At 44.1% G+C, this 13,063-nt stretch carries 12 protein-coding genes and 1 tRNA gene; 6 read left to right on the top strand and 7 right to left on the bottom strand.

All coding sequences use genetic code 11. From position 1 onward, the window contains the following. The first annotated feature begins 2 nt into the window (after nucleotides 1-2). From Q0N89_RS02530 to Q0N89_RS02515, 4 genes are all read left to right on the top strand, one after another. Nucleotides 3-1,841 (top strand): dynamin family protein, encoded by a 1,839-nt coding sequence (locus tag Q0N89_RS02530; protein ID WP_294033233.1) that lies wholly within the window; start codon nucleotides 3-5, stop codon nucleotides 1,839-1,841. Between the two features lie 7 nt (nucleotides 1,842-1,848). Further along, nucleotides 1,849-3,504 carry a GTPase gene (locus Q0N89_RS02525; protein WP_367178547.1) on the top strand — a complete coding sequence of 552 codons (1,656 nt, stop codon included), beginning with the start codon at nucleotides 1,849-1,851 and terminating at the stop codon, nucleotides 3,502-3,504. After that, nucleotides 3,501-3,758 carry a YkgJ family cysteine cluster protein gene (locus Q0N89_RS02520; RefSeq protein WP_294033232.1) on the top strand — a complete coding sequence of 86 codons (258 nt, stop codon included), beginning with the start codon at nucleotides 3,501-3,503 and terminating at the stop codon, nucleotides 3,756-3,758. Before Q0N89_RS02525 ends, Q0N89_RS02520 begins: the two co-directional genes overlap by 4 nt. 197 nt (nucleotides 3,759-3,955) lie before the next feature. Further along, nucleotides 3,956-4,594, top strand: a complete 639-nt coding sequence (locus tag Q0N89_RS02515) for a HEPN domain-containing protein (RefSeq protein WP_294033231.1) — start codon at nucleotides 3,956-3,958, stop codon at nucleotides 4,592-4,594. A gap of 66 nt (nucleotides 4,595-4,660) precedes the next feature. On the opposite strand, the gene Q0N89_RS02510 is transcribed toward Q0N89_RS02515, so the two are convergent. The 5 genes from Q0N89_RS02510 to recA all read right to left on the bottom strand — a co-directional run bounded on the left by Q0N89_RS02510 (nucleotide 4,661) and on the right by recA (nucleotide 9,360). Next, the gene (locus tag Q0N89_RS02510; RefSeq protein ID WP_294033230.1) at nucleotides 4,661-5,047 is read right to left on the bottom strand and encodes a hypothetical protein; all 387 of its coding nucleotides are present in this window, start codon (nucleotides 5,045-5,047) and stop codon (nucleotides 4,661-4,663) included. Between the two features lie 144 nt (nucleotides 5,048-5,191). Beyond that, on the bottom strand, nucleotides 5,192-5,656 hold the full coding sequence (locus tag Q0N89_RS02505; RefSeq protein WP_294033229.1) for a DUF2799 domain-containing protein: 465 nt from the start codon (nucleotides 5,654-5,656) through the stop codon (nucleotides 5,192-5,194). Between the two features lie 165 nt (nucleotides 5,657-5,821). Beyond that, on the bottom strand, nucleotides 5,822-6,367 hold the full coding sequence (locus tag Q0N89_RS02500) for an MliC family protein (protein ID WP_294033228.1): 546 nt from the start codon (nucleotides 6,365-6,367) through the stop codon (nucleotides 5,822-5,824). An 875-nt stretch (nucleotides 6,368-7,242) separates the two neighbouring features. Then, the gene (locus Q0N89_RS02495; protein WP_294033227.1) at nucleotides 7,243-8,262 is read right to left on the bottom strand and encodes a regulatory protein RecX; all 1,020 of its coding nucleotides are present in this window, start codon (nucleotides 8,260-8,262) and stop codon (nucleotides 7,243-7,245) included. A 30-nt stretch (nucleotides 8,263-8,292) separates the two neighbouring features. After that, the gene (gene recA / locus Q0N89_RS02490) at nucleotides 8,293-9,360 is read right to left on the bottom strand and encodes a recombinase RecA (protein ID WP_078254744.1); all 1,068 of its coding nucleotides are present in this window, start codon (nucleotides 9,358-9,360) and stop codon (nucleotides 8,293-8,295) included. 423 nt (nucleotides 9,361-9,783) lie between these two features. On the opposite strand from recA, the gene Q0N89_RS02485 reads away from it, so the two are divergent. Both Q0N89_RS02485 and Q0N89_RS02480 read left to right on the top strand, forming a co-directional pair. Continuing rightward, on the top strand, nucleotides 9,784-10,116 hold the full coding sequence (locus Q0N89_RS02485) for a hypothetical protein (protein ID WP_294033226.1): 333 nt from the start codon (nucleotides 9,784-9,786) through the stop codon (nucleotides 10,114-10,116). A gap of 33 nt (nucleotides 10,117-10,149) precedes the next feature. After that, nucleotides 10,150-11,541 carry an FAD-linked oxidase C-terminal domain-containing protein gene (locus tag Q0N89_RS02480; RefSeq protein ID WP_294033225.1) on the top strand — a complete coding sequence of 464 codons (1,392 nt, stop codon included), beginning with the start codon at nucleotides 10,150-10,152 and terminating at the stop codon, nucleotides 11,539-11,541. Nucleotides 11,542-11,721: 180 nt separating this feature from the next. On the opposite strand, the gene Q0N89_RS02475 is transcribed toward Q0N89_RS02480, so the two are convergent. Beyond that, nucleotides 11,722-11,798 (bottom strand) — tRNA-Val (locus Q0N89_RS02475). Nucleotides 11,799-11,865: 67 nt separating this feature from the next. Continuing rightward, a complete protein-coding gene (epmB, locus tag Q0N89_RS02470; protein ID WP_294033224.1) occupies nucleotides 11,866-12,906 on the bottom strand; it encodes an EF-P beta-lysylation protein EpmB in 1,041 nt (346 codons plus the stop codon). Nucleotides 12,907-13,063: the final 157 nt, after the last annotated feature.

The following is a 13,063-nucleotide window of genomic DNA, read 5'->3' as shown; positions in this document are numbered from 1 at the left end:
ACATGACAAAAGTTGTATTTAGACAGGATTTGATGAAGACCTTTGAATCGGTTCGTCAAAACTTTGATCAAGCACTCCAAGATGCCAAAATGCAAGAACGAGAGTTTGAGCAGGCTTGCCGTACATTTCAGACCAATATGGCAAAACACATTCATGTATCTAGAGATAAAATGTCGGCGAAAAACCCGATGGTGCAGTCACTTGATGCTATCAAAGTCGCATTAGAGAAAACCAACCAAAAGTGGGATCAAGACATTAAGAATCGTGACAAAGGCGTGGGCTTTCGTGCGAAATTCAATGATTCATTGTTGGTTTTTATTTATGGCAAAGTCAAGTCGGGTAAAAGTTCATTGGGTAATTATATGGCTTGGGGCAATACCGATCCGACTGATGTACTAAAATCTAATGTGCCAGTTGAGTTGCATCCTGTATATTTTTCGGAAGAACGCACGGATGTCAAAAGTGGTGATGCCCACAAAGAAGCCGAGAAAAATAAGCAGTTTCGTGTGGGCGCGACAGAAGCAACAAGCTCAATTCAAGGATTTCAGCTATCGGGCTTGACTTGGGTGGATTCGCCAGGGCTACATTCCATCAATGAAGCCAATGGTGATTTGGCTCGTCAATATGTAGAGCATTCGGATTTGATTTTATATACGATGAAATCTGACTCGCCAGGACGAGAGAGCGATATTCGTGAAATTCTTGATTTATACCGTGCGGATAAAAAAATCTTATTATTAATCACCGGTAGTGATGACACCGAAGAAGACTGGGACGATGAAAAGGATGAGATGATTCAAAAAATCGTCATGAAAGATGAAGAGCGCCGAGCGAAACAGGTTGCTCATGTGAGAGAAACACTCGAAAAACTACCAGAGCTAGCAGGTAAAAGTGGCAATATTGAAATTATTTCTTTTTCGGCACGCTATGCACAGTTGCACGAAGAGCAGGCGCAAGAATTCAATGACAGTGGCATGGGTCAGCTGTTCACCAAGCTACAACAAGTCGCATCTGAAGAAGGTGTGAAGCTTAAGCAGCAGGTGCCAATGCGTAATTTTAGCAACTTCATGCAGGATTTTGCTAAAGACATGGTTGAGTATAAAAAAGCACTCACAGCTTTTCAAGAACCGATTGCTGATATCCAAAAAAAGATGCCAATCACAATCAATGCTGAGATGCGTAATATACAACGCAATATGGATCGCTTGATTGATGAAAAATTTGATGCAATTAGCGAAGATTACCAGCAGGATGTGGAGCTAATGCGCCAAATTTTACGAGAAATCAACAAGCAGCTTGGTGATGCTTATCGAATGCAGCTAGAGACGGCGCAGGTCAATATTATTCAAGAGATCTTGAGTGATATTGAAAATGAAATGCTTGTTGGTATTGAAGATAGCGACTATTTGGAAATGCCCGATTTTGATCAACGCACACGAATGAGTGAGATAGCGAAGGATATGAAAGCTGGTAATAAGGGTAAATATGCTGCAGTTGGCTCAGCTGTGGGCGGTGCAGTTGGGATGGTATTTGGTCCCGTTGGTGCCATAGTTGGTAGCGTTGCTGGTGGTCTAGTGGGTAATGCTTTGGGCAGTGATGATAAGATTATTACAGAGCAAGTCGAAACTGTCATCGGCAATAATTTAGCTAGCATCAAAAATCAATGCCGCCAAAACATTCAGAAGCTTAGTAAAGCGCACTTGGATGAATTTAAGCAAAAGCTGATTGATTCGGCGATTGATAACTTTACACAGCTTAACCAAAATATTATGCAAGAAGTGGATAGCTTTGAAAAATCTCTACAAGGCATCCAGTCAAATATTAATAATCATCTAAAATAATAGGAGAATGGTCATGATGATGATTACTAGTGCTCAGCAGGAGCTATTTCATGCGTATGAGCAAACCAAATCTTTGGTGTCTGAATACGCCTTTAGAAAGCCAAACTTTGAAGAGATTGAGAAACGCTTTGAAGATAAAAAGCAAAACCCTGATTTGTCCATCATGGTGTACGGGGTGTACAATGCTGGTAAGAGCACTTTTATCAATGCATTGATTGGTGAAGAGCTTGCAGCAATGGATGATGTGCCATTAACGGCGTCAGTGACAGCTTACCCTTATAAAAATTATCAAATCCTAGATACGCCAGGTATTGATGCGCCGATTGAGCATGAAGAGATTGCTGATGAGCAGTTATTAAAATCGGATGTAGTGCTATTTGTGGTCAATCCATCGGGCATTGTTGAAGAACAAGCAACGCTAGAAAAGTTGATGGATTTATTTGAAAATCGAAAGAAAGTATTTTTGATTTTTAATGAAAAAAATGAGTTAAGCGAATCTGATTTTGCCTTACTTAAAGAGCAGACTCGTACTACTTTGCAGAATTTGGCTGCTAAAAGGGGCTTAACCCAAGAAATCTTGGGGGATATTCCAATTTTTAAGGTTAATGCAAAGCGAGCATTGCTTGGTAAAATAAAGCAAAAAGAAGGTTTGGTCAACGCCAGTGGATTGAATGAATTGGAGCTAAATCTAAATCGCTTTATTGATGAAGTGATTGCTAAGAATGAGATTTATCATGCACTAAAAGAGAATTTATTATCATTTATTAATGATGGTATCAGTGATCTTAGTGCAAATGATGCTGGCGAGTTGAAAAAATTGTATGATCGCTTGGCCCGAGAAATTGCTGCAGGCAAAATTGATCTTAGAAAAGATGTTAAGCGTGATATCAAAGGCGCTGCAGATGAACTTAAACAAAATGTTCAAACTTGGCTGTTTGAAGGCGCAGAAGATTTTGAGCAAAGATTTCAGAATTGGAGTGGTCAAAAACTAGAGAGCCTATCAAGAGACCTAGAAGATTATTTGGTGCAGATTGCTCTAAAAATCCAACAAGATATTGATGAGCTACAAGTGAAGCTACCGCAACTTGGCTTGGTGGATGCCAAGACATCAATCCAACCTACTCAGTTTGACAGTGCAACGCCTGATGTTGCTGTATCAGGCGTGGAAACTGTTGATGTGGATGCGTTTGGCAAAGTGCTGAACATGGCAACAAAAGTGCAGGCTGAGCAATTGGTCTATGTGATGCAGATTGCCAAACAGCTGGCGCCAAAATTAATGGAAGGTATTGGTCAAAAAACTATGGAGCGTATCGCCAAAGATATTATTGGAAAGTCCGCACCAGTCATCTCTGCAATTGTTGTGCTTTATGAATGGTTTAAGGCGCATCAAAATCAGCGTCGTAGAGAGCAAGAATTCCGTGAGCAGCAAGAGGAGCAAAGAAGAGCCATCGAGCGTTATAACGAACAAGTTAAAGATGCTGCACGCCAAGCTTCTGACGGCTTTTACATGGAAGTTGAGCGCGAATTTATGCGTGTCATTGATGAATATTTTGTGCAGTTTGAAGATTTTCTGAGCGAAGGTCTAAAAGCATTCTCTGAGACTGAGCAAAGAAGTAGTTTGTTACTTGCGCAATTTAGTGAATTAAAGCAGCGATTGGCGTGACACCTTTCCCTTGCACATCCTGCGGTAAATGCTGTCGTCGTGTCAATCTAAGTGAAGCTACTGTGTACTTGGATCGCGGCGATGGCATTTGTCGCCATTTTGATAGTGATACGAATCTTTGTACGATTTATCATGATAGACCGCTTGTGTGTCGAGTGGAAGATTATTACAAAGTGTATTTGTCAGACAAAATGGATTGGGATGATTTTGTTCAGCTTAATCTTAGTATTTGCGATAGGTTACAAAAGGAATAGCTATGGCCGTGCCATCAAACCAATTCTTGATCTGCACTGTTTGCCGATATCGAGTTTTTCGTATACATTCATCCGATGTTCGCACGCCGGGGGATAGACAATGCCCGCAATGTGGTGCTAATATGATACCGTATTCGCCGAGATCGGTTTTTGATCGGTTGCGACAAATATTTCGTAAATCATGAATTAGGATACTTATGCACGCACTCCATCACCGCTACCAAACCCTAAAACCCACCATACCTGACGCAGTGCGATTGCGTGTGCATCGTGCACTCAGCTGGCTTGGGCGGGCGGAGCAGACGACGGATTTGGATACACGATTTATCTTTTTGTGGATTGCGTTTAACGCCATTTATGCCAAAGATTTTTCGAACGTGCGTGGTGCGGACAAGGGCTTATTTACTGAATTTTTGCACCGCATCAGTCAGCTAGATAGCGAGCAGAGATTGTATGACTTGGTTTGGCAGACTTATTCGGGCAGTATCCGTATCTTACTGGACAATCGCTATACTTTTCAGCCGTTCTGGGACTATCATAATGGCGTGATTGGCGAAGCAGAATGGCAGGCGAGCTTTGAGCAGAATAAACAAAAGGCACTTTCTGCCCTAGCGGATAAAAATACCGTTGCCATCTTAAATGCAGTCTTTGCACATCTATACACACTACGCAACCAAATCGTACACGGTGGGGCGACACATGGTAGCTCGGTGAATCGAGCACAGCTCAAAGATGCCTGCCATATCTTGGCAGATGTATTGCCTGTGATTATCGAAATCTTACTAGACCATGCCGATCACGATTGGGGCAAACCATTCTACCCCGTTGTAGATTAATCAGCACCAACAAAAAAATCTCATCAGCAAAAACTGATGAGATTTTTTTATGGTCAGTAGTACGGATTAGCGTACAACTTGGCAAGTAGTGCGTGCGTGCTTCACACCTTCTTGTGGGAAGTGTAGTGTACCAACTTCGCCATTGTCGCTCCAGCCGAAACCGTTAGCATTGCTATAAGTTGCTTTTAGGTAGTTGTTTGCTGGGTTGTGACCCCATAGGTGCCATGAAGTACGCTTGTTACGCTCTAGGATTTCAGTTTGACCATCAACAGTCACACGCATATCTTGGTATGGCGCAAGTTGAGTGGTAACAGTTTTGCCGTCTTCACATTGGAAAGTAGTTTCAACATGCTGAACTACTGGTGCATTGTAAGCGCCGGCTTTTTCGTTTGCCATTGCAGTGGCTGAAGTTGCTAGTACAGCAGCGGCTAGGATAACTTTGCTAAGTTTCATAATAAAATCCTAAAATTTAAGTACGATAAAATACAGTCTATATCAAGCTGATATATTTTAAATTATAGCATTTTATTTCATAAAGTGTAAGTCAAAATCACAAAATTGTACAATCATTTACGAAATAAAACATTTTAACTAAATTTACCACCAATATGGCGAACGATAAGGGCTAAATGGACCATACCAACCAAAGGGATAAGGATACATCCAGTCTTGATTTAGACGGCTTCTTTGGTAGTATTGCTGATAGCCTAGAGCGTGCGACTGTTGAATCTCAAGCAGCCCTTCTTCTGGACAGACTTGATTCATCGAATAGCCACGCTGACCGAGCTCATAGGCGTGTGCCTTAGTGCAGTAGCTTTTTAACCCTTCTTGGCGACCAGCTTCCCATGCGGCAAGAGCTGTTTGGTCAATGTTCAGTGAAGGACAGGCTTTTTGATAGCGAGATATTTCATAGGCGTAGCGACCAGCTTTGCCATCTTGCTCGCCGAGTGCTTGCCAATTTGGTGCTTGGCAGTCAATGCTAGGCTTGGCCGTATGGTTGCCTGTGGTGGCGCAGGCGGTCAAGATTAATGGCGCGAAGAATATCGGACTAAATCGCTTCATATTAATGCTCAAAAAAGCCAACAGATGCCTTTATTATAAGCCGATGCAACAATCTGTGCTAGTGATTTTTGAGCGCTTTGGTTGGTATTATGTTATCTGCCAAAACAAAGGGCATGCCCATGTAGTATGCCCTTTGTGTTTATTGGCTTTAGCTAGGCTAATATCTTATGATGCTTGAGTGCCAACAGCTTGTGATGCTGGTGGCGGTGTCATATCGGCAGGTTTGCCAGTACAAGTTAGGCTATGTTCTTTGCCATTGACGGTGACAGTTAGGATGCCGTCACGACCGTTGCTGTGCCATTCATATAGGCTTTGTGGGTTGGTTTCGTTCACAAAGCGCATACCCGAGCCTGATACCGCTGATGTCAGGGTAATGTCCTGATTGGCCAGTTTCCAAGTCGGTGCATTGACGGTCAATAGAGCATTGTCGTCTTTTGGATTGTATTTGGCGGTGATGGTTGCGCCATCAGTACAGGTGTAGTTGGCGACTAGGTTGTTTTTGTCGCGCTTACCTTTGCCATCACGACCTTCGTGCTTGCCGTGTTTTTCGTGTTTACCATGCTCACCGTGACGACCTTCGTGCTTACCATCACGGCCTTCATGTTTGCCTTGCATCATGCGACCTTCTTCGTGCGCAGGTTTGGTTTGGTTGCTGGCACAGCCTGTGATGGCGACAGCGATAGCAGCAGATGCGATTAGTAATTTTTTCATAGGACACTCCCAAATAATAGGTGATTAAAAACAGGTGATAAATCACAATGGCAATAGTATAAGCCAAATCCCGATGGCATGTGTAACAGCAGTCATCGCAATTTGTGGTAATGATGTGAGAGATGTTGATGCATTTCTCGCAAGTTTTGCTTAATGATGCTATGTGTGAAAAATTTGCTACTTTGGCGATAACTTTGCGTAAAATTGGGCATGTTTGGGGTTTTGATAATCTGCTTTATCGGATGCTTGAGCGTGAGATAATGAGCGTGTGATATGATGACGATTAAGCAATATCATTGGCGATTGGACTTGTGCTGATAGCTATCTCAAATCAGCAATAATAGCTCTAGCATATCGACCCGTTTTTTGTGTATCCATATTGCCAAATAATAAGTTATCCACAGTTTTATCCACAAAATCTGTGGAAAAATTGTGAAACGTAGACAAGGGTGAATTTTTGGATTATAACTGCTAAAATTTGTCAATATCTTGACGATGTCAGTACAAAATATTTTCTAACTATTTGATAATTAACAAGTTAATTTGAAATCAGAAAATTGGTTAAATTTTAACCAATTACGACAGAACCATGACAAACTATAGGGTTTCGCCCAAGATTTGTGCCAATTTTCAAAAGTTATCCACAATTTTTGGGGAAAAGTGGATGAGCCTTTGTAGGATAAGGCTTGGCGATAGTGGATAATAATTTTGATAAGTATTATGTCTTTGTATTATTAATTATATTAATTAAACTGATGGCATAATTTTGCTATTATCTCACAATGTTTCACATCAACAGATGACAGCCGTGTGAAACCATCAGCACAAATACGTGTAAGCCAACCCGTCAAATACATCAATAAATGTAATTGTGCTTAATCAAGCTCATCAAGCGTGTCGGGCGTGTGCTTGAGCGCATCTAGGCAGATACCCATTTCAAAGCCCCGATATTGCAAAAATCGCAGTTGACGGGCTTTTTCTTTGGGGGTGGTGGGGATGCTGTTGCCATATTTGCGGGTGCGTGCTTCGACGGCAAGTCTGAGCCAATCCACTTCATCACCAGTATCAGCCAGCACTGTGCCATCGGTGAGACTGGCAAGGTCGGCTTGGGCGATGAGTGTGTCGAGTGACTCGGCAAGGGTGATGCGAGCGTCTTTGAAGGCTTGGCGGATGTGCTGTTTGCCACGACCTTTGCGGATATTTTCACGAATCAGCATATAAGCACAGCGTTCATCGGACTGATAGCCTTTGTCGGCGAACTCTTCGATGAGCGCATCGACGGCTGTAGGGTTGCAGTCTTTGGCGAGTAGCTTTTGGCGTAGCTCGTGGCGAGACAGCTCACGGTGCGACAGATAATAAAACGCCAGCCAGCGCATATAGTTGGTGGCTCGGTCGGTGATGGCTAGTGGCTCGATGGTGACATCGGCAAGCGCAGCGGCTAGCTTATCGCTGATGACGGCATTGGTCTGACCGAGCTTGGCATCATCAAGCAGGGCTTTGATTTTGGGTGTGTCGTCACGGACCTGATTGAGATGACGGTTGCGAGTTTGGCGAGCCTTGTGGGTGGTTTGGGCTTGCTTTGTGTCATTGGTTAAGCTTTGCTCATCTGATAACGTATTTGGCTTGGGTTGTGTTTGAAGGCTGTTAAGTTCATTACGCTCAAGCGTTTGATTGGGTGTGGATTGTGTTGGCTGTTTGCTGACTGTCTTTTTTGGCGTGCGTTTGGTAGAAATGGAATTTTTTGGACGCAGGGTTTGTTTTTGCTTAAAGGCAGGCTCGGTGGTGGTCAAGGCATAAAAATTGGACGCATCAAGCACGATCGGCTGATACGACTCGGCAGAAACAGGCGACTCGCCCATTTCTGCCAAGATTTCGGATAAGGTCTTGATTGTCATGGAGTTTTGTACAGCAATGACAAATCCTGATTAAAAGGCATCGCCATCTTCCATGCCTTCGACATATTCAGGCACTTCATCAGGCTCATCCGCTGATGCGGCAGGCTTGGTAGCAAGCTTGGCTTCACGGATTTTGGTTTCGATTTCGGCGGCGATGGCAGGATTTTCTTGTAGGTATTTGACCGTATTGGCTTTGCCTTGACCGATTTTGCCGTCGCCATAGCTGTACCAAGCACCTGATTTGCCGACAGCGCCAATGTCCACGCCCAAATCAATCACTTCGCCTAGGCGATTGATGCCTTCGCCGTACATGATTTGGAACTCGGTTTGGCGAAACGGTGGTGCCATCTTGTTTTTGATGACTTTGACACGGGTGTCTGAGCCGACGATTTCTTCGCCTTCTTTGACACTACCGATACGGCGGATGTCTAGGCGTACTGATGCGTAGAATTTGAGCGCATTACCGCCAGTGGTGGTTTCAGGCGAGCCGAACATGACACCGATTTTCATACGGATTTGGTTAATAAAAATCACCATACAGTTTGAACGCTTGGCATTACCGGTGATTTTACGCAGTGCTTGGCTCATTAGGCGCGCTTGCAGACCCATGTGGCTGTCGCCCATTTCGCCTTCGATTTCAGCTTTTGGGGTCAATGCTGCGACCGAGTCCACGACAATCATATCAATCGCCCCTGAACGCACCAGCATATCAGCGATTTCGAGCGCTTGTTCGCCGTTGTCAGGCTGTGAGACCAGTAGCGCATCGATGTCCACGCCCAACTTTTTGGCGTAAATCGGGTCAAGTGCGTGCTCGGCATCGATAAATGCACAAGTGCCGCCTTGTTTTTGGCATTCGGCGATGGTCTGAAGTGTCAGGGTGGTTTTACCCGAGCTTTCAGGGCCGAAGATTTCGATGATACGACCCTTTGGCAGACCACCGATGCCCAGAGCAATGTCCAAGCCTAGTGAGCCTGTTGAGACCACATCAACATCCAGCTTGGCGGACTCGTCGCCTAGATGCATGATGGTGTTTTTGCCAAATTGTTTCTCAATCTGCGCTAGGGCAGCTTTGAGCGCTTTTTCTTTATTTTCGTCCACAGTGGATTCCTTGATATTCTGGGCAATGCTTGCCAAACTAAAGATTGGCTAATTATAGCATAAAAAGCCAAAGCGGTTGTGATTTTTGCGTAAGTGCGTTTGGCAGTCAATTTTACTTTGTGCTGTCGTGCTATCAACATAATGCAGAGATGGCTATAAATGGTAAAATTGGCTGATGACACACAAGATTTGAGAAGTTATCCACAGTCTTATCCACAAAATCTGTGGAAAAATTGTGAAACGATAAGCCTGCATCATCAATGAATAATATCAGCCAAAATTTGTCAATATCTTGACGCTGTCAGTACAAAATATTTTATAACTAGTTGATAATTAATAAGTTAATTTGAAATCAGAAAATTGGTTAAATTTTAACCAATTACGACAGAACCATGACAAACTATAGGGTTGCACCTAAGATTTGTGCCAATTTTTAAAAGTTATCCACAATTTTTGGGGAAAAGTGAACAAGCCTTTGTGGGACAAGGCTTTGACGCTATGGATAACTTTTGGATGGATTTTTTGATTAATTTTATGATATTAATTATTTATAAAATAACCATAAAAATTTTTGGATGTTTCACAATCAAGGATAATCAAGCGGTGAAACATCTTGCTATGATAGGTAGCAAGTGGCAGGCGGTAAAATGGGGCTTGGCGCAGGCGTGTTTGGGCGTTTTATTGATAAATTGCATAACAATTTGTGCTACAATAAATGATATAGTCTTTCATTTTTGCCGATGTTGGCAGTGTTGATACCCCAATTGCAATCAAAAATTAGGAATTATGATGAGTCAAACCACACGATTTGCCGATGCCATCGATACGCTGAGTGCACGATTTGGCAAGCAGTTATCCACCAATCTAACAACGAGACAACAGCACGCACACACGACGACTTGGCTTGACAATCAGCCTGCCGATGCTGTCTTGATGGCACAGGATAAATACGATGTCGCCGATGCGGTGAAGATCTGTCATGAGTATGCGATGCCTGTGATTGCTTTTGGGATTGGCTCATCGCTTGAGGGTCATGTCAATGCACCGATGGGCGGGCTGTGTATCGATATGTCGCAGATGAACCAAGTGGTGGCGGTTAATGAAGAAGATTTGACTGCGACGGTGCAAGCAGGCGTGACTCGTGAATCGCTCAATCAATATCTGCGTGCCACAGGGCTATTTTTCCCGCTAGACCCCGGGGCGAATGCGACCATCGGCGGTATGGTGGCGACACGAGCATCAGGCACGAATGCGGTGCGCTATGGTACGATGAAAGATGTCACGCTGTCGCTTGAAGTAGTGCTACCCACAGGTGATATCATCCATACAGGTACCCGTGCCAAAAAATCATCAGCAGGCTATGATTTGACTCGTCTGATGGTCGGCTCTGAAGGGACGCTTGGGATTGTTACCGAAGTGACGGTGCGACTGTTTGGCATACCTGAATGTATCGGCAGTGGCGTGTGTCATTTTCCAAGCATCGACATGGCGTGCCAAGCGACGATTGCTACCATTCAGATGTGCTTGCCGATTGCTCGTATTGAGCTACTCGATGCGGTGCAAATCCGTGCGTGTAATCAATATTCTGGCCTAAGCTTACCTGAGCAGGCGACTTTGTTCGTTGAATTTCATGGTACACAGCAAGGCGTGGCAGAGCAAGCGGTGCTGTTTGAGCAGATTATCGAAGAGTTTGGCGGTCATGATTTTTGTTGGGATAGTGATGAAGCTGAGCGCAAAAAACTGTGGACGGCACGGCACAATGCCTACTTTGCCAGCTGCGCACTCAGACCTGATGCCAAAGCGTTATCGACTGATGCCTGTGTGCCGATTTCACAACTGGCGGAGTGCGTGACGCAGACGCAGGCGGATATCGAAGCATCAGGGATGCTTGCGCCGATTGTGGGTCATGTGGGCGATGGTAATTTTCATGTGCTACTGCTCGTCGATATCAATGATGAACACGAAAAACAAACGGCCGAAGATATCATCGGACGCCTAGCACAGCGTGCGATACAGATGGGCGGGACTTGCACCGGCGAGCATGGCGTGGGGCAGGGCAAGCGCAAATATATGGCGGATGAGCACGGTGATGCATTGGCAGTAATGCAAGCCATCAAACACGCCATCGACCCAAAGGGCATTATGAATCCGGGTAAGATTTGGTTTGATGAATTGCCGTGATTTGGACAAGCTAGAGTCATCTTTGGCGTAAACATGGCGTAAATCCTGATGGTTTACGCCATTTTTTTGGCTGATTTCTTGGAAAAATACCAAAATCCAGCACGGATATTGGGTGTGGATGGGGTGATTGGTACAAGCAAAAACCCCTTGAAAATCAATCATTTCAAGGGGTTTTGGATATGGTAGGCGTAAACGGACTCGAACCATCGACCCCCACCATGTCAAGGTGGTGCTCTAACCAACTGAGCTATACGCCTAAGATGTGCGTTATTCTAGCAGAGTTTTTGGATAATGCAAGCAGTTTTTTTCAAAAAATGCGAAATTTCAGTGATTTTGATGGCGATAAATATCAATCGGCGTCTTAAACGGGCGATTAGGCAACTCTTGCACAAGCTTTGGCACTAGATATCCGGGCAAAGTTTCGAGCAGTTGCCAATAAATAGTCACCGCCTGCTCAATCGGCAAATCAAAATGCGCCGCACCTTGCACCTTATCCAGTATGTGCAGATAATAGGGCAAAATCCCTGCATCAAACAGACGATGGCTAAGTGCTGATAGCGTGTCTGCGTCATCATTAATGCCTTTTAAGAGTACAGTTTGGTTCAGTAGGGTGACGCCAGCTGATTTGAGCTGTCGGCATTTGTCAATCAATATCTCATCGATTTCATTGGGGTGATTGATGTGTAGCACCATCACCAGTTTTTTTGGAGAATTGGCGAATAGGGCAAGTAGCTCATCATCGACACGATTGGGCAGAACCACAGGCAGGCGAGTGTGTAGGCGGATGGTGTGAACATTTGGCAAAGCAGCAATCGCATCAAACCACAGCGACAGCTTACGCTGATTGAGATTGAGCGGGTCACCACCGCTTAGTAGCACTTCATTGACATCGGCGTGCTGTTTGATATAGTCCATCACCGCACTCATCTGCGATTGGCTTGGCAGGTTCGCCCCATAGTCAAAATGCTGACGAAAACAGTACCGACAATGCACCGCACACGCCCCTGTCACAGTCAGTAGCACTCGTGAGCGGTATTTGTGCAATAATCCCTTGATAGGATTGTGGTTATTCTCATCAAGTGGGTCAGTGCCATAACCTGCAACCGCTAGCGTTTCTTGATGGCTTGGCAATACTTGTAATAACAGTGGGTCTTGGGCATTACCTTTTTGCATTTTGGCGACAAAGGCTTTTGGCACACGCAGGGGGAATTTTTTGGGCGTATGACTATCACCGTTTGGCAAATCTAGCAAGGATAATAGCTCATCAACATCGCTGATGCCATCAGCAAGCTCGCTTTGCCATGAGTCTTGATTGCTTTGTGATGGGCTTTTTGAGTCTGCGTGCAAAATTTTTGATAATTTCATGGTTTATTTTTTGACAAAAATCAGTAAAACTTTATATAATGCAATGTTTGAAAGTCATGATTGCGTTTGCTTGTCATTATAACGCATTTTTTGACGGCAAATTGATTTTTTAAAAAGTATCTTTTTGTGCTTTTCTTGTTTTTGCTAATGATTAAGG

The sequence above is a fragment of the uncultured Moraxella sp. genome, assembly GCF_945873075.1.
In the GTDB taxonomy this organism is placed as follows: Bacteria; Pseudomonadota; Gammaproteobacteria; order Pseudomonadales; family Moraxellaceae; genus Moraxella.
Note: the sequence above shows the minus strand (reverse complement) of the source record. Positions and strands in the feature narration are given on the sequence as shown.